At 66.6% G+C, this 23110-nt stretch carries 20 protein-coding genes; 14 read left to right on the forward strand and 6 right to left on the reverse strand.

Translation table 11 applies throughout. The annotated features are described in order from the left end of the window. Positions 1–240: 240 nt before the first annotated feature. The 4 genes from lhpI to IQ782_RS24100 all read left to right on the forward strand — a co-directional run bounded on the left by lhpI (position 241) and on the right by IQ782_RS24100 (position 5210). Positions 241–1950 (forward strand): cis-3-hydroxy-L-proline dehydratase, encoded by a 1710-nt coding sequence (lhpI, locus tag IQ782_RS24085; protein ID WP_194137223.1) that lies wholly within the window; start codon positions 241–243, stop codon positions 1948–1950. 50 nt (positions 1951–2000) lie between these two features. Next, positions 2001–2960 carry a dihydrodipicolinate synthase family protein gene (locus tag IQ782_RS24090; protein ID WP_194137224.1) on the forward strand — a complete coding sequence of 320 codons (960 nt, stop codon included), beginning with the start codon at positions 2001–2003 and terminating at the stop codon, positions 2958–2960. Next, on the forward strand, positions 2951–3883 hold the full coding sequence (locus IQ782_RS24095) for a 4-hydroxyproline epimerase (RefSeq protein ID WP_194137225.1): 933 nt from the start codon (positions 2951–2953) through the stop codon (positions 3881–3883). The genes IQ782_RS24090 and IQ782_RS24095 overlap by 10 nt, the downstream gene beginning before the upstream one ends. Before the next feature lie 76 nt (positions 3884–3959). Next, positions 3960–5210: an NAD(P)/FAD-dependent oxidoreductase gene (locus IQ782_RS24100; protein ID WP_194137226.1), complete on the forward strand. Its 1251-nt coding sequence runs from the start codon at positions 3960–3962 to the stop codon at positions 5208–5210. Positions 5211–5393: 183 nt separating this feature from the next. Here the strand turns inward: IQ782_RS24100 and IQ782_RS24105 are convergent, their stop codons facing one another. Together IQ782_RS24105 and IQ782_RS24110 are read right to left on the reverse strand one after the other, a co-directional pair. Continuing rightward, positions 5394–5717 (reverse strand): H-NS histone family protein, encoded by a 324-nt coding sequence (locus IQ782_RS24105; protein ID WP_194137227.1) that lies wholly within the window; start codon positions 5715–5717, stop codon positions 5394–5396. A gap of 1068 nt (positions 5718–6785) precedes the next feature. Next, on the reverse strand, positions 6786–6956 hold the full coding sequence (locus IQ782_RS24110) for a hypothetical protein (protein WP_194137228.1): 171 nt from the start codon (positions 6954–6956) through the stop codon (positions 6786–6788). 513 nt (positions 6957–7469) lie between these two features. Between IQ782_RS24110 and IQ782_RS24115 the strand changes: the two genes are divergently transcribed. From IQ782_RS24115 to IQ782_RS24135, 5 genes are all read left to right on the forward strand, one after another. Further along, positions 7470–8384: a flagellin N-terminal helical domain-containing protein gene (locus tag IQ782_RS24115; protein ID WP_194137229.1), complete on the forward strand. Its 915-nt coding sequence runs from the start codon at positions 7470–7472 to the stop codon at positions 8382–8384. Positions 8385–8509: 125 nt separating this feature from the next. Next, positions 8510–8929 (forward strand): peptidoglycan-binding protein LysM, encoded by a 420-nt coding sequence (gene lysM / locus IQ782_RS24120; RefSeq protein ID WP_194137230.1) that lies wholly within the window; start codon positions 8510–8512, stop codon positions 8927–8929. 194 nt (positions 8930–9123) lie between these two features. Then, entirely contained in the window at positions 9124–9606 is a 483-nt protein-coding gene (locus IQ782_RS24125; protein ID WP_194137231.1) for a CYTH domain-containing protein, read from the forward strand. Positions 9607–9801: 195 nt separating this feature from the next. Then, on the forward strand, positions 9802–10701 hold the full coding sequence (locus IQ782_RS24130) for a transferrin-binding protein-like solute binding protein (RefSeq protein WP_194137232.1): 900 nt from the start codon (positions 9802–9804) through the stop codon (positions 10699–10701). A 2-nt stretch (positions 10702–10703) separates the two neighbouring features. Further along, the gene (locus IQ782_RS24135) at positions 10704–11975 is read left to right on the forward strand and encodes a surface lipoprotein assembly modifier (protein WP_194137233.1); all 1272 of its coding nucleotides are present in this window, start codon (positions 10704–10706) and stop codon (positions 11973–11975) included. Positions 11976–12008: 33 nt separating this feature from the next. Here the strand turns inward: IQ782_RS24135 and IQ782_RS24140 are convergent, their stop codons facing one another. Together IQ782_RS24140 and IQ782_RS24145 are read right to left on the reverse strand one after the other, a co-directional pair. Beyond that, positions 12009–13670 (reverse strand): alpha/beta hydrolase fold domain-containing protein, encoded by a 1662-nt coding sequence (locus IQ782_RS24140; protein ID WP_194137234.1) that lies wholly within the window; start codon positions 13668–13670, stop codon positions 12009–12011. A gap of 360 nt (positions 13671–14030) precedes the next feature. Then, positions 14031–15548, reverse strand: a complete 1518-nt coding sequence (locus IQ782_RS24145; RefSeq protein ID WP_194137235.1) for a peptide MFS transporter — start codon at positions 15546–15548, stop codon at positions 14031–14033. A 209-nt stretch (positions 15549–15757) separates the two neighbouring features. Here IQ782_RS24145 and arfA point away from each other — a divergent pair, with 209 nt between their 5' ends. The 5 genes from arfA to IQ782_RS24170 all read left to right on the forward strand — a co-directional run bounded on the left by arfA (position 15758) and on the right by IQ782_RS24170 (position 21489). Then, the gene (gene arfA, locus IQ782_RS24150; RefSeq protein ID WP_194137236.1) at positions 15758–17263 is read left to right on the forward strand and encodes an arabinosylfuranosidase ArfA; all 1506 of its coding nucleotides are present in this window, start codon (positions 15758–15760) and stop codon (positions 17261–17263) included. 3 nt (positions 17264–17266) lie between these two features. Beyond that, positions 17267–18340: an ABC transporter ATP-binding protein gene (locus tag IQ782_RS24155; protein ID WP_194137237.1), complete on the forward strand. Its 1074-nt coding sequence runs from the start codon at positions 17267–17269 to the stop codon at positions 18338–18340. Between the two features lie 68 nt (positions 18341–18408). Further along, positions 18409–19695: an extracellular solute-binding protein gene (locus IQ782_RS24160; protein ID WP_194137238.1), complete on the forward strand. Its 1287-nt coding sequence runs from the start codon at positions 18409–18411 to the stop codon at positions 19693–19695. A gap of 79 nt (positions 19696–19774) precedes the next feature. Then, entirely contained in the window at positions 19775–20662 is an 888-nt protein-coding gene (locus tag IQ782_RS24165; protein WP_194137239.1) for a carbohydrate ABC transporter permease, read from the forward strand. Continuing rightward, positions 20659–21489, forward strand: a complete 831-nt coding sequence (locus IQ782_RS24170; RefSeq protein ID WP_194137240.1) for a carbohydrate ABC transporter permease — start codon at positions 20659–20661, stop codon at positions 21487–21489. The genes IQ782_RS24165 and IQ782_RS24170 overlap by 4 nt, the downstream gene beginning before the upstream one ends. Before the next feature lie 113 nt (positions 21490–21602). On the opposite strand, the gene IQ782_RS24175 is transcribed toward IQ782_RS24170, so the two are convergent. After that, positions 21603–22286 (reverse strand): TetR/AcrR family transcriptional regulator, encoded by a 684-nt coding sequence (locus IQ782_RS24175; protein ID WP_194137241.1) that lies wholly within the window; start codon positions 22284–22286, stop codon positions 21603–21605. Positions 22287–22383: 97 nt separating this feature from the next. Beyond that, positions 22384–23043: a Crp/Fnr family transcriptional regulator gene (locus tag IQ782_RS24180; RefSeq protein WP_194137242.1), complete on the reverse strand. Its 660-nt coding sequence runs from the start codon at positions 23041–23043 to the stop codon at positions 22384–22386. Between the last annotated feature and the right edge of the window lie 67 nt (positions 23044–23110).

Consider the following 23110-nt stretch of genomic DNA (forward strand, 5'->3'; position numbering starts at 1 on the left):
CCAGCTCGTCGCGCAGCTGCTGGCGCTCCGCTTCCCAGCCGCCACCGTCGGAGACGGCGCCATCTTTTTCCGCTTCGACCATAAGTTTTTCTTTTCTTACCACGTTTGATCGTTTATGCCAATATTTGCGTTGAATGCAACAGTAGCAAGCCGACGCGGCGGAAAGGAACTGTTTTTGTCCCCTTTTCGCCGAGTTTTCCGATCCGTCAGGCGAAATCCGACCACCCGAGGGGACCCGAGATGCCGAAATCGATCGTAGCCGCGACAGCCCAGGGGCCGATCCTGGTGTGTGACGAGGGTCTCAGCGTCTGGGGTGGGGTCGATCCCGCGACCGGGCGGATCATCGATGCGCTGCATCCGCAGCACGGGCAGGGGCTTGCGGGTCGGGTGGTGATGATGCCGACCAGCCGCGGCTCCTGCACCGGCAGCGGCGTGCTGCTTGGACTTGCCTTCGCCGGTGCCGCCCCAAAGGCGCTTGTCTTCCGCGAGGGCGAGGACATCCTGACCCTCGGCGCGCTGGTCGCCGCGCGGCTCTTCGGCCACGAGATCGCCGTGCTGCGCCTCTCCGGCGCCGACTATGACGCGCTGGCCGGCGAGAGCCAGGCCGAGATCACCCCTGACCGCCTGCGTGCCGGGGCGCTCGACTGGCCGCTGACGCCGGAAACCGCCGAGGTGCAGCTCACCGCGCAGGACCGCGCCTTCCTCGACGGTGCCCATGGCGCGGCGGCGCAGCTGGCGATGGAGATCATCACCACCATGGCCGCGGCGCAGGGCGCGACCGAGCTGGTCGACGTCAGCCGCGTGCATATCGACGGCTGCATCTACGCCAGTCCCGCCTTCCTGACCTTTGCCCGCGCCATGGCCGACAAGGGTGGCCGGGTGCGCGTGCCGACGACGATGAATGCCATTTCGGTCGATCACGCCAACTGGCGCGCGCAGGGCGTGGCCGAGGACTTCGGCCTGCCCGCCAGCCAGCTCGCCGACGCCTATGTCGAGATGGGTGCCCGCCCCAGCTTCACCTGCGCCCCCTACCTGCTCGACGATCGCCCGTCGGAGGGCGAGGACATCGCCTGGGCCGAGAGCAACGCGGTGATCTACGCCAACAGCGTGCTCGGTGCCCGCACCGTCAAGCACGCCGACTTCATGGACCTGTGCATCGCGCTCACCGGGCGCGCCGCCCGCGCCGGGGTCTACCTGACGCCCAACCGCGCGCCGCGCCGCATCCTCGACGTGACCCTGCCCGAGGGCGCCGACGATGCCTTCTGGCCGATGCTCGGCTGGCTGGTCGGCCAGGCCGCGCCCGACCGCATCCCGCTGATCCGCGGGCTTGAGGGCAGCGCACCCTCCGAGGATGACCTCAAGGCGCTCTGCGCCGCCTATGGCACCACCTCGGCCTCGCCGATGCTGCATATCGCCGGGATCACCCCCGAGGCGGAGCTTGCCCCGGCGCCGGAGGCCGACCGCATCGCCATCACGCCGGCGGATTTCGCGCGGCTCTGGCGGGAGTTCAACAAGGGGGCGGAGAAGGTCGATCTTGTCGCTTTCGGCAGCCCGCACTTCTCGGAGAGCGAATGCGCCGCGCTGGCCGATCTCATGGATGGCCGGACCGTGCATCCCGAGGTGGCGGCGATCGTCACCCTGGGCCGCGGCTCGCTGGCGGCGATCACCGCAAGCGGCGTGAAGGCGCGGCTCGAGGCGGCGGGGCTCACGCTGGTGCCCGATCTGTGCTGGTGCTCGATCTCGGAGCCGGTCTTCCCGCCCTCGGCAGAGGTGCTGATGACCAATTCCGGCAAATATGCCCATTACGCGCCCGGCCTGAGCAACCGCGCCGTGCGCTTCGGGTCGCTGGCAGATTGCGCCGAAACCGCCTGCATCGGGCGCGCGCCCGGCGTCCCGCCGCGCTGGATCGACAGCGGCGCGGCCTCTCCCGCCCCATCCGGTCGCGCGTGATCCCCGCGCCGACACGCCCTTCCACCCCCTCCTAGCCTACGGACATTCCCATGAACAAAGACGTCTTCTTCGGCACCATCCCCGCCCTGCTCACCCCCTGCACCCCCGACCGTCAGCCCGATTTCGACGCGCTGGTGAAGAAGGGCAAGGAGATGATCGCGGCGGGCATGTCGGCGGTGGTCTACTGCGGCTCCTGCGGCGACTGGCCCCTGCTCACCGACGCGCAGCGCATGGAAGGTGTTGCGCGGCTGACCGAGGCGGGCGTGCCCGTCATCGTCGGCACCGGCGCGATCAACACCAAGTCCGCCGTCGCCCATGCCGCCCACGCGCAGAAGATCGGCGCTGCCGGTCTCATGGTGATCCCGCGCGTGCTGTCGCGCGGCCTGTCGGTCGCCGCGCAGCGCAACCACTTCAAGGCGATCCTCGACGCCGCGCCGGACGTGCCCGCGATCATCTACAACAGCCCCTATTACGGCTATGCCACCAAGGCGGACCTGTTCTTTGCCCTGCGCGCCGAACACCCCAACCTGATCGGCTTCAAGGAGTTCGGCGGCAAGGCGGATCTCAGCTACGCGGCCGAGCACATCACCTCGCAGGACGATAACGTGATCCTGATGGTCGGCGTCGACACCGAGGTCTACCACGGCTTCGTCAAATGCGGCGCGGTCGGCGCGATCACCGGCATCGGCACGATCTTCCCCACCGAGGCGCTGCTGCAGGTCGAGCTGTCGCGCCGCGCCGCGACCGGCTGCCCCGAGGCCGACCTGCGCGCCCGCGAGCTCGCCGAGGCCTTCTCGGTGCTGGCGAAATTCGACGAGGGTGTCGACCTGGTGCTCTATTTCAAGCACCTGATGGTGCTGAAGGGCGAAGAGGAATACCGTCTCAACATCTACGAGACCGACGCGCTGTCGCCGTCGCAGGCGAAGTTCTGCGAGGCGCAGTTCCACCAGTTCAACCGCTGGTTCGCGACCTGGTCCAAACAGGGTGGAGTGATCGCCGAATGCATGTGATCGACAGCCACACCGGGGGCGAGCCCACGCGTGTGATCCTTGACGGGGGGCCGGACCTCGGGTCCGGGCCGCTGGCCGAGCGCGCCGCGAAGCTGGCGAGCGAGCACCGCGCCTTTTACCGTTCGGTCAGCCTCGAGCCGCGCGGCCAGGTCGCGATGGTCTGCGCGCTGCTGGTGGAGCCGGTGGATCCGGATTGTGTTACCGGCGTCATCTATTTCGACGCCGAGGCGGTGCTGGGCATGTGCGGTCACGGCACCATCGGGCTGGCGGTGACGCTGGCGCACATGGGCAGGATCGGGCCCGGCAAGCACCGGATCGAGACGCCCGTAGGCGTGGTCACCGTCGAGGTCATCGACGCCAACACCGTCACCGTGACCAACGTCGAGAGCCGCCGCACGCAGGCGGGCGTCTCGGTCGAGGTCGAGGGGCTTGGCACGGTGACCGGCGATGTCGCCTATGGTGGCAACTGGTTCTTCCTTGTCGATCCCAGCCCGATCCCGGTGGTCTCGTCGAACATCCGCCAGCTCACCGACATGACCGTCGCCACCCGCACGGCGCTCAAGGCACAGGGCATTGCCGGCGAGAACGGCGGCGAGATCGACCACGTGATCTTCTACGGGCCTTCTGACAGCGCCGAGGTGCACAGCCGCAACTTCGTGCTCTGCCCCGACGATGCCTACGACCGCTCGCCCTGCGGCACCGGCAGCTCGGCGCGGCTTTCGTGCCTCGCCGCCTCGGGCCGCCTCGCCGAGGGCGCGGAGATCGTGCAGGAAAGCGTCATCGGCAGCAGCTACCGGCTGTCCTATGCCGCGGGGCCGAGCGGCGGCGTGATCCCCTCGATCACCGGCCGCGCCTACGTCATGGCGGAAAGCAAGCTGCTCTTCGATCCGGCCGATCCGTTCAAGCACGGCATCGAGCTCTGATCCCCCGCCGCCGCGCGCCCCCTGCTCCCGGCGCGCGGCGGCGCTTCTCTTCATTCCGCGCAGATCGAGGTCCGCCATGGCTGAGGCCGAGCACACAGAAATTCTTGTCATCGGGGCGGGCATCATCGGCGTCACCGCCGCTCTGGCGCTGCAATCCGAAGGCCACAAGGTCCGCCTGCTCGACCGCGCCGGTGTCGCCGCCGGGACCTCGGTGGGCAACGCCGGGGCCTTCGCCTATGCGGACGTCGAGCCGCTGGCGACGCCGGGGATCATCCGCAAGGCCCCGAAATGGCTGCTGGATCCGCTCGGCCCGCTGTCGCTGCGTCCCGGCTACGCCCTGCAACTCACCCCCTGGCTGCTGAAGTTCTGGCGCGCCAGCCGCAAGGACCGCTACGCCGCCGCCGTCAAGGCGCAGTCCGAGCTGATGCATCTTGCGCAGGCGGCGCAGGAGCGGCTGATCACCGAGGTCTCGGGCGAGCCGCTGATGCGCCGCGAGGGACAGATGCAGCTCTACGAGGGCGCGGCCTCCTACCGCGCGAGCCTGCCGTCCTGGGAGCTGCGCCGCCAGCATGGGGTAACGTTCGAGCTGTTCGAAACCCCCGACGCCATCGCCGAGATCCAGCCCGGCGTCGCGCGGCGCTTCACCCATGCAGGCTACACGCCCGAGTGGATGAACACCGTCGATCCGGCGCTCTGGACCCGCCATGTCGCCGAGGCCTTCGTCGCGCGGGGCGGCACGATCGAGATCACCGAGATCCGCGCGCTGCGCCCGCTTGGGCAGGGCGTCGAGGTCGAGACGGCCAGCGGTCCCCTGCGGGCCGCCAAGGTCGTGCTGGCCGCCGGGGCGTGGTCGCACCGCATCGCCCGCACGCTCGGCGATCGCATCCCGCTCGACACCGAGCGCGGCTACAACACCACCTTCCCCACCGCCAGCTTCGATCTGCGCACCCACCTGACCTTCAGCGACCACGGTTTCGTCATCAGCCGCATCGGCGAGGGGCTGCGCGTCGGCGGCGCGGTGGAGCTGGGCGGGCTGGAGCTGCCGCCCAATTACAAACGTGCCGAGATCCTGGTGGACAAGGCCGCGACATTCCTTCCGGGCTTCGAGACCACGGGCGGCACGCAGTGGATGGGCTTCCGCCCGTCGATGCCAGACAGCCTGCCGGTGATCTCGGCCTCGCCGACGTCGCGTGACGTGATCTACGCCTTCGGCCACGGCCACCTCGGGCTGACGCAATCGGCGGGCACCGCGCAGCTGGTCGCCGCGCTCTGCGCCGGCCGCGCGCCGGGCATCGATCTATCGCCGTTCCGCGCCGACCGGTTCTGAGACGTCCGGCGGCCGCGCGAAGGCGGCCTGGCGATCAAGGAAAGCGGGCCCGGAGACGCCTCCGAGCCCGCCATGAGGGGATCGTTTCCGGGAAGTCTGGGGGGTGGTCCTGTGCTGGCTGTTCAATTCCACCCCGGCCCGATTGGCGCGCCGTTCTTTCTGCCAATCGGCGCCCCGCGGCGCTCAGGAGGCGATCGCGAGTTCGGTCAGTTCGCCGCCCGAAGAAAGATGCGCCTCGACCCATTTCGGTTTCCGGCCGCGGCCAGTCCAGGTTTGCGAAGGGTTTTCCGGGTGCGCGTACTTCGGAGCGCCCTTGCTTCCCTTTGTGGCCGGTGCATCGAGAAGGTCCGAAAGAGAATAGCCGTGTTCCTTGGCTAGCGCTTCGGCAGCGGCGCGCGCCTTGGCTTTCTGGCGGGTGTCGTAATCCGCCAAGGCCTTAGAGACGCGTTTGCCGAGTTCCGTCAGCTCTTTCTCGTTCATGTCTTGTAGATTTATATCGTTCTTCATTTTTTTGGTCTCCGCTTCCGATGGCCGCAAATATAAACTCAGGCGCTAATAAAGCAAGTTCTCTTATCGGTCACCAATTGGCATCGACAGCTATGGCATGTTTCCGCTTGAGGTTTCCGCATGTGTTTGGTGAGGCAAGAGAGGAAAAAATAATTATTTTGATAATGTTTTGCAGCCGGCCCGCTTGCTTCACCCGCTCCGTATCCCCACATCCGCGACTGAAACGCGATTGGGTTTTGCGCCACGAAAAAACAATCAATGCATACGCAAGAATGCGCATTGGAAATGTAATTTGCGTCAATATGATTTGTGTTCAATGTGTTACGCGGAACTCCCGCCGCGCGTGCTCGGCTTGTCTCACCATGCTTTGAAAAGGATTTTTCCGGGACCATCGCATGTATCTGAATTGGAGGTCCGAAGGGCGTGATGAAAATTTTCCGGGTCACCTCCTGGAAAATTTTCACAAAGTAACCAGGTCATGTTGGCTTATTTTTATTCAAGAAAAGAGTATTCACAGGCAATTTTTGGAATGTTCGCAACATCAGGTTTGCGCGTTTCGCGCGATCCGGCGGGGAAATGTCGGCCGAGGTGAACGCAAAAGCGAGCCCCTTGCCTTCCAGCGGGAGAGGGTAAGTCCGGCGGGCTTCCCGGCTGCGACGCACCGCCGGTTCTGCGGCGGTCGCTTTGCGCCCCCATTCGCCGCCCCCGGCATACACAAAGGTTTTGCCCGGTCGGGGCTGGGCAATCGTGACTGTCGGCCATTCCAATGATCGGTGCGCAGGCGTGTATCGCGGTGTGACGGGCAGGTGGGGCGAAGGCCGTGACGGCGCAATGCGCCGGGCGGGGCGACGCCCAATGCGCCCGCTCGCCATCACGCGGAACTGGCGGGCGCGGGCGGGTCATCGCGGCGAGGCCGGGGAAGAAATGCCGCCGACGCCACGCGGGATCCATCGCGCCCCCTCCCCGCGGTTTCCGTGCCGGGTAAAAAAAGGCCGCCCGGACCTGGAGTGGTCGGGGCGGCAATATCGAGGGGCACTGCGCGCGAATGACTCGCGCCTTGGGGGAAAATCAGGAGTGGCGCACGATACGCTTTTCGGCCCAGGGCGGAGCAACTTTCATCTCCCGGTTGATGGGGAGATTGACGTAATATTCCATATCGCCGTAACGGCGGTCGTAGACACCCCAATCGCAAACGTATTCGACGCGGTATCCTGCGAGTTTCAGAAGTCCTTGGACCATTTTCTTCTCTCCTTCCGACCAGCCTCTGCGAACATCTCTTGATCTCCGCGGCGTAAGTTGAAGGTAGCGCATCCTGCGCCCGTGCCTCCAGACCCGCGCAGGGATGGGCATTGAGCGTCGGAGGAGTGCCAACCTCGCCAAACGGGTAGGTCCGCCCTGCCCGCCGGTCGAGGGGATGACCCGCTTGTGGCGCCCCGAGTGTCGCGGCCGCGACATTCGCCCGGATCGGGGGCGGCAGTCGCGCTTAAGGAGAAAGGATCGCCGGTGAAGATCGCTTTTCGCGAACAAGCCGTAATTGTATTCCTGGCTCGATATGATTGAATTGATGCGCGTGCCGGTGTTGCGCCACATAGGGCGAATGCCAAGTGTCATCCTGGCGACAATTAATTGAGTGGATTTTTTAACCCGGCATTAATCCGGTGAGTCAATATCAATTCCCGGATGCGCTTGTTTTGCGTCCCGAGCCAAGAGCCAGAACGGCACATCGGCTTGAGTGTGTTTGGAGCATGAGTGATGACGTCGGTACGGACCAATATTTCATCAATGTCTGCCTTGTTGACGCTGACCCAGATCGGCAAGGACCTTGAGACCACGCAGACGCGGATTTCCACGGGCCTGAAGGTCGCGTCCGGCAAGGACAACGCCGCCTATTACGCGATCTCAGAGAGCATGGGCAGCGATGCCTCGGTCTATGGCGCGATCAGCGAAGGGCTGACCCTGACCCGCAACTCGCTGTCCACCGCGCGGCTCGGGGCAGAGAGCTTCCAGGACATCGCCGGAGAGTTCGTCGACCGGCTCGCCTTCGCGCAGGGGGCAGAGGGTGGCATGGGCTCGATCGAGACCGACCTGAAGGGCCTGGTGTCGCAGATGAAGGACATCATCGCGCAGGCCACCTTCAACGGCAACGACCTGGTCAACGCCGCGGGGGCAAGCTCGGGGACGGCGGCGGTGACCGCGCTTGGCGTGCTCACCACCTCCGCCACGGTCAGCGCGGTGCAGACCGTGGTTACCGGCATCACCCGCGGCGGTGGCAGCCTGTCAACCACCAGCACCACGTTCCAGTCCGAGGACCTGACGCGGTTGATGCTGGGCTTCGACGCCATCGCCACGGGTTTCGAAGCCCATGCCACCGCCGCGACGGGACCCACCTTTCTGCAGAACGTGCTGTCCGCCGCCGACGGGCTCTTGTCGGGATCGATCGCGGCCGCCACCCGGCTTGGCGTCGCGGAGAAGGGGATCGAGAAGCAGCAGGACTTTCTTTCGGCGCTGGTCGACAACCTCAAGACCGGCATCGGTGGCATGATCGATGCCAATATGGAGGAGGAGGCCGCGCGGCTGCAGGCGCTGCAAATCCAGCAGCAGCTCGCCACGCAGGCGCTGTCGATCGCCAACGCGCAGCCACAGGGAATCCTCGCACTGTTCCAGTAAGCCGCCCGGCGCATCGCGCGGCTCAGGCCAAGTCCCGCCGCCCCGATATTTTCCGGTGGCTGGCCCTGCCCGACTGCGCGACACTGCGGTCATTGAATCGCACGCATTTCACGGGAGAATTCGGCATGGGACTTTTCAGCTTCCTCAAGGGCAAGGGCAAGAAACTCGGCACCGAGCCGACTCCGGCCAAGGCCGAGCTCGAGGCGGAACTCGACACGCTCGGGCTCGACAAGACCGGCGTTGATATCGAGGTCGATCCGGACACGTCGAAGGTGAAGATCAAGGGCCAGCCCAAGGACCAGGAGACGCGCGAGAAGATGATCCTTGCGGTGGGCAACATCGAGGGCGTGGCCGAGGTCGAGGATGAGGCCGAGGGTCCGGCGCCGGTGTTCCACACCGTGAAAGAGGGCGAAAACCTGTGGAAGATCGCCGAGGCCACGCTTGGCGAGGGCGCGCGCTACACCGAGATCTTCGAGGCCAACAAGCCGATGCTCAGCGACCCGGACAAGATCTACCCCGGACAGGTGCTGCGGATTCCCGCCTGAGCGCCCGGATGCGCCGCCAATGGATGAGCGGCGCATCCCAGCCGCAATCATGAGATGCAGATCGGCAGGGCGCCGCCGAGAAAGCCGCCCGTTGCCCCGCGGCCCGATCCGCAAGGCCGGGCATGACAAAAGGCTGGCTTGCCTTTCGTCCGCGACCCGACAACACTCGCCGGAACTGCAATTTCGGGTTGCCCATGCCACGGGAAATCGAACGCAAGTTTCTGGTCGCAGCGGACAGTTGGCGCCCGCGTGTCCTGCATCGTGTCGAGCTGCGCGACGGCATCATTGCCCTGCGCGATGGCCGCAAGATACGCGTGCGTTTCTACGGCGATACGCGTGCGACGCTCTGCGTGAAGGGGCCGCGCAGCGGCATGTCTCGCGACGAGTTCGAATACACCATCCCCTGTGAGGACGGGCTGGTGATGCTCACCCACCATTGCGATGGTCCGCCGATTCGGAAGACCCGTCACCACCTGAGCCACGAGGGGCGGGCCTGGACGATCGACGAATATCACGGCGTGCTGGACGGAATCCTGATCGCCGAGATCGAATTGCCGTCTGAAGACAGCGACTTCCCGCGTCCACCCTGGCTGGGGATCGAGGTGACCTTCAACCGCGACTACCGGCAATCGGCGCTGCTTCGCCGCCACATGTCGGCGCTGGCCGACAGCGCCTAGTCCAGAATTCTTTACAAAACCCTAACGTGTGTGGTTACTTTGTGGGACGAGTCCGCGAGGCGCGGTGTTCATTCAGTTAATTTTAAGCGCTTCCCTGCGCCGTTTCGGGCGGACCCGCGCAAGACCCGGCCATTTTCCCGCCGGACCACAGACCCACGACACAATTCACGTCGCGTTTTTATACTGTGAGGATTTATGAAGTACGTTTGTATCGGTACGGCCGCGCTGGCACTCCTGTCAGCCTGCGGCGACGGCAGCAAGAGCTCCAACAGCGGTTCGGCTGTCCCCGGCTTCACGTCATTCAGCGCCATGGGGACGTCCGGTGACGGCACCTATCGCGCCAATGGCATGGCGCTTTCGACCAGCTACGTGACCGACGCGGAGGGCAATGTCACCTCTGTCGGCGCGCCGGTTCTGGACCGGAACATCACCACGGATCTGACCTATGCGGGGGGCGAGCTGACTGGCGCGACGATCCGCACCAGCAAGGGGACGATCACGCTCTCGACCGCCAATGGCGACACGTTCGACGTCACCTCGATCGACGGCGGCTTCCTGGCCACCAGCGCCGATGGCGACAGGTTCCTCGTTGCCGCGGACCCCTTCCAGCAGGGCTACGAGTATCAGACCTTCGGCACCTGGCAGACCGGGATGACCGGCACCAGCCGGGTCGCCGGAGCCGGCTCGGTGGGCAGCCGCACCTCGGCCAGCCAGATGCCGGCCACCGGCAGTGCCAGCTATTACGGCGACAGCCTCGGGCAGGTGATCACCGATGGCCAGGTGGCGGTCACCACCTCCTATATCGCGGTGGACACGCCCGATTTCTCGACGGTCGAGATCTACAGCAGCGACACGATCACCGCCGATCCCCTCACCGGGGCAAAGATCGCCGACCGGGCGGACCTGGATTTCTACGCCGCCGGCACGGTCAGCGGCACGGGGTTCGCCGCCGATATCGACACCGGCGTGCTGACCGGCGCGGTCGACGGGCAGTTCTACGGCAGCAACGCGCAGGAGGTCGGCGGCACCTTCTCGGGCACCACCGCCGACAGCACCTATATCGGTGCCTTCGGCGCGGTCGACGTCAGCCGCTGACCATGCCCGCCCGCAAGGCCCTGCGCGCTGGCCCCCGCTGGGGGCTGGCCGCTGCGCTCGCGCTGGCCGCTCTGCTCCCGGCGGCCGAGGCGCGAGCGCAACAGGCCCCCGCCCCGGCGGCCGCCGAAATGGAGGCCGGGTTCCAGCAGGCGCTGGCCGCGCTGGCGCAGCGCCAGCCCGAGACCGCCGTCCGGCTGCTGCGCAGGCTGCTTGCCACCGATCCCGGCCTGCTGCGCGTCCGCCTCGAACTGGCGCGGGCGCTCTTCGAGGCCGGCGATTACGCGCAGTCGCGCGAACAGTTCCGCATCGTGCTGTCGAGCCCGGACCTGCCGCCGTCGGTGCGCGCCAACGTGATGCGCTTCATGCGGGCCATCGACGAGAAGCGCGGGCTGCGCACGCGGTTCTCGTTTGCCCTGCGCGCCCCCGAGGGCGCGGGCCGCAGCTACGACAGCGACCAGATCCAGTCCGTCCTCGGCGATCCGCCGATCGTCCTGTCGATGACCCGAGAGGAGGCGCCGCTGACCGGCCTAGAGCTGTCCGGGGCGCTGCGCAAGCAATGGCCGCTGCGCACGCTTGCCGGCGGTGCTGGGCTGACCGGCTACGTTGCGGCCGAGGGCGATCTTTACCAGACCGGCGGCAGCGACTGGGACGAGCTGGGGGCCGAGCTGAGCGCCGGCCTGCAGCTGACCTGGCCGCAGACGACGGCCTGGGCCGAGGTGATCGCGGGCACCGATTACTTCGGCGGCGAGCGGGTCGAGGACCGCTACGGGCTCGGCGTGGGGGTCACCTGGCGAAGCGTCTCGGGGCTGACCACGACGCTCGAGGGTGAGCTGATGACGGTGGACCTGGGGAGCGTGCCCGAGGTCGATGTGACCCGTTCGAGCGCCCGGCTTTCGGTGATCCGCCCGCTGCGCGGCCGCGCGCAGATCGCCGGCAGCCTGTCGCTCCAGCACCAGCAGGCAGAGCGCGACGACCTGTCCTACGATTATGCCGAGCTGCGGCTTGGCGCGCGCAGCGAGGTCGGCGGCGGCTTCCTGATCGAGCCGTCGGTCTATGCCGCGGCCTTCGACCAGGTCGGCGCCTCGCCGGTGCTGGGCAAGACGCGCAACGAAACCGAATACGGCATCGAGCTGCGCATCGACAAGACCGACAGCTTCCTGTTCGGACGGCTCACACCCTATGTGCAGATCGAGGCGGCGCGGCGCGAGAGCAATTTCGACGCCTACAGCTATCGCGATCTGCGGCTCAGTGCCGGGCTGACCAGCGCGTTCTGAAAAGGGGGGGCGCAGGCCCCCCTTCCCCGCATGCTAGATCGCCGTCTTCTTCAACCAGGCGCTCATTTCGCGCAGCCGGTCCTCGGCGGCGCTGCCGAAGCCGATCGCATGCAGGTAGTCGCGCACCAGCCCCTTGCCGGGATCGATCTGCGCGCTCACCCCCGCCTCTTCCAGGGCCTCGGCATAGGCGATGCCGCTGTCGCGCAGCGGGTCATGCTCGGCCAGCGCCAGATAGGCCGGCGGCAGCCCGTCGTGCGAGCTTGCCAGCAGCGGCGCGACCAGTGGATCGCTGTAGCGCAGCTGGGTGTCCGGGCAATATTGCACATGCGCCGAGAGCAGCTGCGCCAGCGTCCAGAGCGGGCCTTCGGCATATTCCGTGCAGGAGGGCCGCGCGGTGTCGAAGTCGCAGATCGGGTAGATCAGCAGCTGCGCCGAAAGCGCGATGCCCGCCTCGCGGCAGAGCAACGTGGCCGCCGCGGCGAGGTTGCCGCCCGCGCCATCGCCGCCGATCGCCAGCCGCGCCGGATCGAGGCCGAGCATCTCGGCCTGCTCGCGGGCCCAGAGCAGCACCGCGGGCACCTGCCCCAGCGCCTCGGGGTAGGTGTGTTCGGGCGCCAGCGCGTAGTCCACCGAGATCACCAGGTGCCCCGACCAGGCGGCGAGCCGCGCGGTGATGTTCCAATGGGTCTCGGGGCTGCCCTGACGCCAGGCCCCGCCGTGCAGGTAGATCAAGGCGGGCAGCGGACCCTGACCCGCCGGGCGGAACAGCCGCACCCGCACCGGGCCGCTGTCGGTGTCGATCCAATGCTCTTCGTCGGTCTCGACCCCCTCGGGGCTGGGCAGGCGCATGGAGCGCGAGACGGATTCGAAATGCAGCCGGCGGGTGGCGGCGTCGCCCTCGGTCGGCAGCGTTGCCCAGGTGGCGTCCCAGGTCTCGCGGAAGCGGTAGATGTCGGGGTGGATGGCGCGGGTCTCGGTGATCGGCCGGGCCGAGGCTTCCTCGACCGAGAGCCCCGGTTTCATCACGAAGCGCAGCAGCATGTCGCCGACATGGCGGCGCAGCTGCTGCTGGCCCTTGGGTTGGAACAGCGTGTCGCCGAAGAGGCTGGAAAAGGTCGCCCGGTTTGCGACGTTGAAGATCGCCAGCGCCGAGATGTGCCAATGCAGCTCGAGCGCGGTCAGGCCGCGGCGGAACAGCCCTTCGGCGCAGCCGCGCTGATAGATCTGGTCGAGCAGGCGGATCGCCGAGATGTTCTGCCCGGAGAGGTCCCCGGCCCTTTCCATGTGGCGCGCCTTTTCCAGGTTCTCGACCATCACCAGCCGCACGAAATCCGCGTGTTCGGCATGGTGGTCGAAGGTGAATTCCGCCAGCCGCCGCAGCGCCTCGACCGGGTGCAGGCTGGCCAGTTCCAGCCGGTCTTCGGCGGCGCGCACGCGCGCGTAGGCATCGGCGAGCACCGCGCGGTAGAGCCCTTCCTTGTCGCCGAAGTAATAGTAGATCATTCGCTTCGAGGTCTCGGTGCCCGCAGCGATGTCGTCGATCTTGGCGCCGGTCAGGCCGTGCTCGACAAAAGCCTTGCGGGCGACCTCGAGAATATTGGCGCGCACCGCCTCGGGGTTCTGCTTCCAGTGACGCCGCGACGCCCCATTGGCATCATGCTCCGAGTCGCCTTTGATCACGGTGCTGTCCTCCATAAAAATCTCTCCACAAAAAATCACGGTCAGGGACTGCGGTCCCGGCCTGCCTTGGTTCAAAGATCGCGCCAAGAGCTTGAGCTCATTCGTTAATTTGTCCAGGCGCGAGCGGCATGCGCCGAAAATGCAGCGTTAATTAAACAGATCGTTAAAATTTGACGCCCCGCGGGCCGGGTCAGGACCACCGAAACATGGTGCCCCCGCGGACCCGACGCGGTGCGCTACATCTATAGGTATAATGAAAATCACCCCGCGTCACGACCGGAGCGGATGAAACTGCCCTGCTCGTACATTTCTGATGCCAATGCGCGTCAAGCTTTGCCCCGGTGCCTGCCGGTTGGGCACCGCGGGGAGCCCGGCCTAGGGTTTGGCCGGCCCGTCCTCCGGTTGCCGGGCCTGTCCCGCCAGCGCCCAGCGGGAGAGCGGCCAGGACAGGGCGATGAGCACCAGCCCGGCGACGGCGCTGCCGAAGAACAGCTGGTTGAACAGCCCCGGCAGGGCAGAGGGGGTTTCCGTGTCCATGCCCGCCGCCAGCAGCCCGGCCAGCAGGTTGCCGAGCGAGGCGGCGACGAACCAGAAGCCCATCATCTGGCTGACGAAACGCTCCGGCGCGAGCCGCGAGAAGGTCGACAGCCCCACCGGGCTGAGCAGCAGCTCGGCGCAGGTGTGGATGAAGAAGGTGGCGATGAGGAACAGCGCCGAGACCTTGGCGCCGGTCATGGCGATCTTGGCCGCCGGCACGAGGATCCAGAAGCCGAGGCCGACCAGCACCAGTGCCAGCCCGAACTTGACGAAGACCGAGATCTCCCAGCCGCGGTCCTGCGCCCAGGTCCAGAAGGCGGCGAAGAGCGGCGTCAGCAGGATGATGAAGGCCGGGTTGAGGTTCTGGAACCACGAGGCGGGCACCTCGAAGCCGACGAGGTCGCGGCGGGTCAGCTCGGCGGCGAAGATCGACAGCGACGATCCGGCCTGCTCGAAGCGCGACCAGAACACCGCCGCGCCGACGAAGAGCACCGCCAGCACGATCATCCGCTTCTTCTCGTCGGCCGAGAGGTCTCCGGCGACGAAGATGTTGAGGAAGAAGCCCACGGCGATGGTCACGATCAGCACGCCCGTCGCCTGCGCCACGCCCTCGGCGCTGCCGACGTCGATGGTGCCGCTGCCGATCAGCACCGCAAGCAGCGCCACCACCGCAGCGGTGATGCCGAGGCTGACCATGCGGTCGCGCCGATGGGTCGCCGCATCGACCAGCTTGGGCGGTGGCCGCTCGCCCTTGCCGCGCAGCGAGCGGTTGCCGGCATAGAGGAAGTTGACCAGCCCCAGCGCCATCGCAAGCGCCGCCGCGCCGAAGCCCCAGTGCCAGCCCCAGACCTCGCCGAGATAGCCGGCGATGAAGCCGCCGAGGATCGCGCCGAGATTGATGCCCATGTAGAAGAACGAGAAGCCCGCATCGCGCCCGCCGACATCGTCCTTGTCGTAGAGCTCGCCCACCATGGTCGAGATATTGGGCTTCAGCAGCCCCGTGCCCACCGCGATGCAGACAAGTCCGGCAAGGAAAATCCAGGCCGTCGAGCCGGAGATCGCCAGCAGGATGTGGCCGATGATGATCACCACCGCCCCGGCGATGATCGCCTTGCGCGCGCCCCAGAACCGGTCGGCGATCCAGCCGCCGGGCAGGGCGAGGATGTAAACGGCGGCCGAGTAGATGCCGTAGATGGCCACCGCCTCCGAGGTTTGCAGCCCCATCCCTCCGGTTTCCACCGCATCGACGAGGTAGAGCACGAGGATCGCCCGCATGCCGTAGAAGCTGAAGCGTTCCCACATCTCGACGAGAAACAGCGAGGGCAACCCGGCGGGGTATCTTGCAAATCTGGACATCAAAGGCCTGCAACGAAAGCAATTCCCCGACGATAGCGCGAAAACCCGCAAGGCGCGAAGTATTTGGCGGAAGCTCGCCTAACTCAGGCGGCGGCTTGCCGACGCGGTCCCTGCCCCGGGGACAGGGTGATCTCCTTAACGGACGCATGAGTGGTTGACAGGTCGTCTCTGGGTCTATTTTTTGTAGGACAAATAAGGAGGAGAGTCGGATGCGGGTCACTGCTGCCATCCATCGGGCGTTTGAAATCGCAAAGATCGACGACAGGCTGTATGCCGCGTTCATCGAGCACATGGGCCGGGCGATCTATTCCGGCATCTACGAGCCGGGCCACCCGCAGGCGGACGGAGACGGTTTCCGCCGCGACGTCGCGCAGATGGTGCGGGATCTGAAGATCCCGGCAATCCGCTATCCGGGCGGCAATTTCGTCTCGGCCTACAACTGGGAAGACGGGATCGGGCCGAAGGAGGATCGGCCGGTGCGGCTCGACCTCGCCTGGCGCAGCAAGGAGAGCAACCAGGTCGGCATCAACGAGTTCGCCATCTGGGCACAGGACCTTGGCATCGACATGATGCTGGCGGTGAACCTCGGCTCGCGCGGCATTTCCGATGCGCGCAACTTCATGGAATACGTCAACCACCCCTCGGGCAGCTACTGGTCCGACCTGCGCCGCAGTCACGGGGTGGAGCAGCCCTACAACGTGAAAATGTGGTGCCTCGGCAACGAGATGGACGGCCCCTGGCAGATCGGCCACAAGGAGGCCAAGGAATACGGCCGCCTTGCCGACGAGACCGCCAAGGCGCTGCGCCAGCTCACGCCGGGTGCCGAGATGGTGGTCTGCGGCTCGTCCAACGACGAGATGCCGACCTATCCCGACTGGGAGCGCGGCGTGCTGGAGGAATGCTACCAGAACGTCGACTACATCTCGCTGCACAAGTATTTCGGCAATTCCAGCCACGACACGCTGAATTTCTTCGGCAAGGTCGAGGAGACCGGCCGCTACATCCAGGCCATCGCCGGGGTGATCGACTTCGTGAAGGCCAAGAAGCGGGCGAAGAACGACGTCTACATCTGCTTCGACGAATGGAACGTCTGGTACCACAAGCGCGAGCAGGACTCGAAGAACTGGAAGAGCTGGGACTGGCCCGAGGCCCCTGCCCTGCTCGAGGAAGACTACAACTTCGAGGACGCGCTCTTCGTCGCCTGCCTGCTCAACGAGTTCATCCGGCGCTCGGACCGGGTGAAGATCGCCTGCATCGCGCAGCTGGTGAACGTCATCGCGCCGATCCGCGCCGAGAAGGACGGCCCGGCCTGGCGGCAGTCGATCTACTGGCCCTATCAGCTTGCCTCGCTCTACGGGCGCGGCACGGCGCTGCGGGTCTCGGTGGACGGGCCGACCTACGACTGCGCGGTCGCCGATGACGTGCAATATCTCGACGTCGCGGCGACCCATGACACGGCGGGCGGCACGGTGACGCTGTTCATCGTCAACCGCCACCTGACCGAAGCCGCCGACCTGCGGCTGGCGCTGACCGGCTTCGAGGGGGCCTCGGTTCTGGACCACCAGGTGATGGAGGGCCACGACCTGCGCGCCACCAACGGGCCGGGCCGCGAGGCCATCGTGCCGGCGCAGGGCAGCGGGCTCGCGGTCGAGGACGGCACGCTGGGCGGCTCGGTCGCGCCGCTGTCCTACCATGTCGTCCGGCTCAAGGTGTAAGCCATGTCGGGCGTGAAGCTGACGAACGTTAAGAAGTCCTTCGGGGCGCATGACGTCATCAAGGACGTGTCGCTGGAGATCCCGAAGGGCGAGTTCGGGGTCTTCGTCGGCCCCTCGGGCTGCGGCAAGTCCACGCTGCTGCGGATGATCGCCGGGCTGGAGGAGAGCAGCGGCGGCACCATCGAGATCGGCGGGCGGGACGTCACCCATGTCGAGCCCGCCAAGCGCGGCGTCGCCATGGTGTTCCAGTCCTACGCGCTCTACCCGCACCTGAGCGTCGCCGAGAACATGGGCTTCTCGCTGCGCCTCGCCCGCGCCCCGCGCCACGAGCGCGAGGAGAAGGTGCGCGAGGCGGCGCGGATTTTGCAGCTGACCGATCACCTCGACAAGAAGCCCTCGGCGCTCTCGGGCGGGCAGCGCCAGCGCGTCGCCATCGGCCGCGCCATCGTGCGCGAGCCCGAGGTGTTCCTGTTCGACGAGCCGCTGTCGAACCTCGACGCCGAGCTGCGGGTGCAGATGCGGCTCGAACTGACCCGGCTGCACCGGCAGATCGGCGCGACGATGATCTACGTCACCCACGACCAGGTCGAGGCGATGACCCTGGCCGACGACATCTTCGTGCTGAAGGGCGGCCACGTGATGCAGGCGGGGCGTCCGCTGCATCTCTACGACGATCCCGACAACCGCTTCGTCGCGGGGTTCATCGGCTCTCCGGCGATGAACTTCGTCGAGGCCGTGGTCACCGGCAGCGACGAGGGCACCATCACCGCAGAGGCCGAGGAGGGCCTTCTGCGCGCGGCGCTGCGCGGGCCGAAACCGGCCGAGGGCAGCCGTGTGGTGCTGGGCGTGCGCCCCGAGCACCTGGTGCCGACCGAGACCGGCGGCCTGCCGGTGACGGTCGAGGTGGCCGAGGAGCTGGGGGGCAATTCCTACCTGCACACCCGCTCGGCCTCGGGCGCGGACATCGTCTTCGAACGGCGCGGCAGTCGCGATCGGCTCGAGGGACAGCGGCTCAATATCGGCGCCGAGCCGGACAAGGTTTTTGCCTTCACGCCCGAGGGCGTGAGGCTTCGCTAGGGTCTGCTGGAGGGCGGACCGACACGGGACGGGGCGCCTTTCGCCCCACGGTCAAGGAGGAGGACCGAATGAAACTGAAAACATTGGCACAGGTCTCTGCAATCGCGGCGCTTGCCGGCATCGGCATGCCCGCCTTCGCGCAGCAGACCGTCACCTGGTGGGATTTCTTCGCCGGCGGCGACGGCGTGCGCATGAAGGCGCTGATCGAGCAGTTCAACGAGGAACACCCCGACGTGCAGATCGAGGGCACCACGCTGGAATGGGGCGTGCCCTTCTACACCAAGGTACGCACCTCCGCCGCCGTGGGCCGCGGGCCGGATCTCATGACCTACCATCTGTCGCGCATGCCGCTCGGCCTCAGCGAGGGGGTGCTGACCCCGATCACCGCGGCCGACCTGGACGCCGCGGGCCTCAGCGAGGGTGATTTCTTCGCCAGCTCGCTCGACGCGGCCAAGGGGCCGGACGGCGCGCTCTACGCGGTGCCCTTCGACATCCATTCGATCGTGCTCTACTACAACAAGTCCTACCTCGAGGGGACGCGCTTCCTCGACGCCGAGGGCAAGCTGACCGGCATCGAGAGCCTCGCCGACTTCGAGGAAGCGCTGCAGGCCGCCGCCGACAATGGCTCGGAGGCCCCGGTGACCTATGCCACCGGCGACGATGGCGGCACCTACCGCGTGTTCTACACGCTGCTCTCGCAGCAGGGCGGCACGCTGATCTCGGACGATGGCGAGGTGCTGCCCGGCGACAGCGCCGAGAAGGCGGTCAAGGCGCTCGAGATCATGACCAACTGGCACGACAAGGGCTGGCAGCCCGAGCAGGCGCTCTACGAGGCCTCGGTCGCGCTCTTCACCTCGGGCAAGTCGGCGTTCCAGCTCAACGGCGTCTGGGAAGTCCCGACGATGAAGGACCTCGAGAAGAACGGCAACCTCGGCTTCGAATGGGGCGCGGTGGAGATCCCCAAGCTGATGGACACCCAGACCACCTGGGCCGACAGCCACGCCTGGGCGATCCCCGTGCAGGGCGACACGGAGATGGATCCCGCCAAGCGCGAGGCGGTCATGCAGGTGATCGGCTGGATGGAGAAACACGCGATCCAATGGGCCGACGCGGGCCACATCCCGGCCTACAAGCCGGTGGCCGAGAGCGAGGAGTTCAAGACCATGGAGCCGAACGCGACCTACTCGTCGCTGGCCGATGGCGCGACCTACGATCCGCGCAGCGAGGTCGCCGGCGTGGCCTCGCCCGCCTATGACGCGGCGCAGAACATCATCTCGCCCGCGATGCACGGCTACCTGTCGCCCGCCGATGCGATCGAGCAGGTGAAATCCGAGCTGGAAAGCAAGATGAACTGAGGCGCGACCCGCGTCCACGCCCCCGCGCGTCGTCGCGCGCGCGGGGGCAGAATACCCCCCTGGGAGGAGAATTGACGACATGGCCATGATCCGGAACCGGTCACGGCACAGGCTGGTGGCCTATTCGCTGATCCTGCCCTTCGTGGCGATCTTCGCGCTGGTCTTCGCCTACCCGGTGATCGAGGTGGTCCGCATGAGCTTCACCGACGCGCCGCTGATCGGCGGCGGCGACTGGGTGGGCTTTGACAACTACGCGCGGCTGCTGTCCGACAAGCTGTTCTACAAGTCGCTGGTGAACAACGGCTATTTCGTTCTGCTGACGGTGATCCCGACAACGGTGATCGCACTGGTCATCGCGCTGGCGGTGAACCGGCTGTCGGGGCGGATGCAGGCGCTGGCGCTGGTGCTCTTCTTCATGCCCTACGTGCTGCCGGTCTCGGTGGTGACGCAGATCTGGGCCTGGATGCTCGACTTCCAGTTCGGCATCCTGCAACCGGTCATAGAATTCTTCACCGGCAAGCCGGTGCCCGTCTTCAAGAACCCCTTCTGGGTGATGCCCGCCGTGGCGGTGGTGACGATCTGGTGGACCAACGGCTTCAACGTGCTGCTGTTCCTCGCCGGTCTGCGCAACATCCCCGAAGAGCTCTACGAGGCCGCCAAGCTCGATGGCGCGACGCGCAGGCAGCTGTTCCTGCGGGTGACATGGCCGCTGCTGTGGCCGGTGACCGCGCTGGTGCTGACGCTGCAACTGATCCTGCAACTGAAGATCTTCGACCAGGTCTACCTGCTGTCCGAGGGCGGGCCGTTCAACTCCAGCTACGTGCTGCTGCTGATGGTCTACCGCGAGGCCTTCCAGCTCAACCACGGCGGCTATGCCGCGGCGATCTCGCTGGTGCTGTTCCTGATCATCGTGGTGATCTCGGTGCTGCAATTCCAGATCCTGCGCATCGGGGGGAAAGACAAATGACCCGGCAGAGACGTTTCGAGAACCTCGCGCTCACCGCGATCACGCTGCTTGCCGGGCTGATCTGGATCTTCCCGCTCTACTGGGCCTTCGTCACCTCGATCCGCTCGGAAAACCGGGTGGTCTCGGAGGCGGCGGGGCTGCTGCCGGACGAATTCAACCTGTCGTCCTATGTCGATGCGCTGTTCAACACCTCGCTGATCGACTGGTACATCAACTCGATCGGCACCTCGGTGATCATCACCGCGGTGGTGCTGCTGACCGGCATGATGTGCGCCTATGCGCTCAGCCAGATGGAATTCCCCGGCCGCCGGCTGCTCTACGGCATCGTGCTGGCCAGCTTCATGGTGCCGGCGCAGGCGCTGGTGGTGCCGCAATTCGTGCTGATGAACGATCTCGACCTGATCAACCGCTGGGGCGGGATCATCCTGCCGCAGCTGGTCGTGCCGGTGGTGATCATCGTCTACAAGCAGTTCTTCGACGCGGTGCCGAAGGAGATGAAGGAGGCCGTGGTGCTGGATGGCGGCGGCGACTACACGCTGCTCTTCAAGGTCTACCTGCCGCTCAACTGGGGCATCACCACGGCGCTTGGCATCATCACCTTCATCATGAGCTGGAATGCCTTCCTCTGGCCGTTCCTGGTGATCACCACCGAGGACATGATGACCATTCCCGTCGGCATCACCCAGGTGAACGACGCCTTCGGCGTGGCCTACGCGCGGATCATGTCGGTGGCGCTGCTGGCCGCCGCCCCGGTGGTCATCGCCTACCTGATCTTCCAGAAGCGGGTGACCGAGGCGGTGATGATCTCGTCGGGCGTCAAGGGCTGACCCTTCCGATCCTCCCGGGAACCCTGGTCCCGGACCTGGCCCCCGCCGCGATCGGTGGGGGCCTTTTTTGCGCGGCGTGGCCGCCGTGCCTTGCGGGCGCAGAAAGGTGGTGCCTAGCTGTTCTGGGCCTCTGGCCGGGCGGGCGACCGCGCGGCCTGCCAGGCTCCGCGCCAGTAGTCGGCAAGCGCGCACGACAGGTCGCGGCCGAAATCCACCCGCGCGAAGGGCTGCCCCGCGAAACCGGGAAAGGCCCGCACCGCCTCGGGCAGGTCGGAGAGCTGCCATAGGCCGCGGGTCATCGCATAGGTGCGGAACAGCAGGGTCAGCCCCTCGCCCGAGCGCAGATCCAGCGCCGCCTCCATGGCCCGGCCCGCCTCTTCGAGCGCGCCGGAGAACCGCAGCTTGAAATCGGCCAGCGCCGCGTCCGAAAGCGCCGGTTCGAGCATGGCATAGCCCATGGAGTCGAGCCGCATCAGCGCCGGATGGTCAAGGATATGCGCGACATAGACCTCGATGAACCCCGCCAGCCTCTGCTCGGGCGTGCCCGTGGCGCTGGCGAAATAGCCGCTGATCAGCCCGATGAAATCGCGCCAGTCGCGTACCAGCAGCGAGGCGAAGATCTGCTCCTTGCTGTCGAAGTAGAGGTAGACCGTGCCCTTCGCCAAGCCCGAACGGGCGGCCACGGCGGCGACGGTGGGCAGGCGGCGGGTGTCCTCGAGAAACAGCGCCAGCGCGGCCTCGAGAATGACATCCCGGCGCGCTTCCTTGTCTTCCGCGGCGGTTGCATATTGCACCATGTCTTCGGCCTCCTGCTCGTCCGGGCCTCGCGGCACGCGACCTCCCTAATCTGACCGCGGGTCACTTTCAACAGGGCCGACTCCGCCTGTCGCAAGGTCAGCCGGTGCCGCGCCGAAGGTCCTCTTCCATCACGCGCGCCAGGTGCACCGGGTTGAAACTGATCACGCCGGAGCCCTCGCGCCGGATCAGCCCGCCACGTTCGAGCGTCCGGAACACCGGGCCGATGCTGTTGCGCGACAGGCCGGCCATCTCGCCAAGCTCCTGCTGGGTGCAGGGGATCGAGATCTGCGCATCATAGGGCATCTCGGGACCGGCGAGCCGCACCAGCGTGCTGATGATCTTGGTCCGCGCGTCGCCCTTCAGAAGCGCGGCGGCATACATCAGCGCATTGTCCAGGTGCAGCACGGTGAGCTGCCCAAGCGCGCGCCACAGGTCGGGGAAGACGCTCTCGAGCTCCGTGAGCCGCTGGAGCGCGACATAGCAGACGGTCAGCCCGGTCCGGGCGCGGACCTCGACGCGGCGCGGCGAGCCGGTGACCGCGGCCGCCTCGCCGACCCACCAGCCGGGCCGCGCGATATGGCCGAGCACCGGCGGCTGATAGCCCGATGCGGCCAGCACGTCGGCGAAGCCCTCGGCGATGCCGTAGACCCCGCCGGGCGGATCCCCCAGAGAGTACAGCCGATCACCCCGCGGGACCGCGCGAAACTCGGCGACATCGAGCCAGGCACGCCGGAACGGGGCCGGCTGCGTCGCCAACCAGCCGCGCCGGTGAAAAATATCCTCAGGCTCGCCCATGGTGCTGAAAAACCTTCCAAAAATGCCC

Origin of the sequence: Salipiger mangrovisoli (assembly GCF_015223355.1) — a bacterium.
Taxonomy (GTDB): domain Bacteria; phylum Pseudomonadota; class Alphaproteobacteria; order Rhodobacterales; family Rhodobacteraceae; genus Salipiger; species Salipiger mangrovisoli.

Coding starts and splice junctions, on each gene's coding strand:
- lhpI (WP_194137223.1), top strand. CDS start 241: ATGCCGAAATCGATCGTAGCCGCGACAGCCCAGGGGCCGATCCTGGTG.
- IQ782_RS24090 (WP_194137224.1), top strand. CDS start 2,001: ATGAACAAAGACGTCTTCTTCGGCACCATCCCCGCCCTGCTCACCCCC.
- IQ782_RS24095 (WP_194137225.1), top strand. CDS start 2,951: ATGCATGTGATCGACAGCCACACCGGGGGCGAGCCCACGCGTGTGATC.
- IQ782_RS24100 (WP_194137226.1), top strand. CDS start 3,960: ATGGCTGAGGCCGAGCACACAGAAATTCTTGTCATCGGGGCGGGCATC.
- IQ782_RS24105 (WP_194137227.1), bottom strand. CDS start 5,717: ATGAAGAACGATATAAATCTACAAGACATGAACGAGAAAGAGCTGACG.
- IQ782_RS24110 (WP_194137228.1), bottom strand. CDS start 6,956: ATGGTCCAAGGACTTCTGAAACTCGCAGGATACCGCGTCGAATACGTT.
- IQ782_RS24115 (WP_194137229.1), top strand. CDS start 7,470: ATGACGTCGGTACGGACCAATATTTCATCAATGTCTGCCTTGTTGACG.
- lysM (WP_194137230.1), top strand. CDS start 8,510: ATGGGACTTTTCAGCTTCCTCAAGGGCAAGGGCAAGAAACTCGGCACC.
- IQ782_RS24125 (WP_194137231.1), top strand. CDS start 9,124: ATGCCACGGGAAATCGAACGCAAGTTTCTGGTCGCAGCGGACAGTTGG.
- IQ782_RS24130 (WP_194137232.1), top strand. CDS start 9,802: ATGAAGTACGTTTGTATCGGTACGGCCGCGCTGGCACTCCTGTCAGCC.
- IQ782_RS24135 (WP_194137233.1), top strand. CDS start 10,704: ATGCCCGCCCGCAAGGCCCTGCGCGCTGGCCCCCGCTGGGGGCTGGCC.
- IQ782_RS24140 (WP_194137234.1), bottom strand. CDS start 13,670: ATGGAGGACAGCACCGTGATCAAAGGCGACTCGGAGCATGATGCCAAT.
- IQ782_RS24145 (WP_194137235.1), bottom strand. CDS start 15,548: ATGTCCAGATTTGCAAGATACCCCGCCGGGTTGCCCTCGCTGTTTCTC.
- arfA (WP_194137236.1), top strand. CDS start 15,758: ATGCGGGTCACTGCTGCCATCCATCGGGCGTTTGAAATCGCAAAGATC.
- IQ782_RS24155 (WP_194137237.1), top strand. CDS start 17,267: ATGTCGGGCGTGAAGCTGACGAACGTTAAGAAGTCCTTCGGGGCGCAT.
- IQ782_RS24160 (WP_194137238.1), top strand. CDS start 18,409: ATGAAACTGAAAACATTGGCACAGGTCTCTGCAATCGCGGCGCTTGCC.
- IQ782_RS24165 (WP_194137239.1), top strand. CDS start 19,775: ATGGCCATGATCCGGAACCGGTCACGGCACAGGCTGGTGGCCTATTCG.
- IQ782_RS24170 (WP_194137240.1), top strand. CDS start 20,659: ATGACCCGGCAGAGACGTTTCGAGAACCTCGCGCTCACCGCGATCACG.
- IQ782_RS24175 (WP_194137241.1), bottom strand. CDS start 22,286: ATGGTGCAATATGCAACCGCCGCGGAAGACAAGGAAGCGCGCCGGGAT.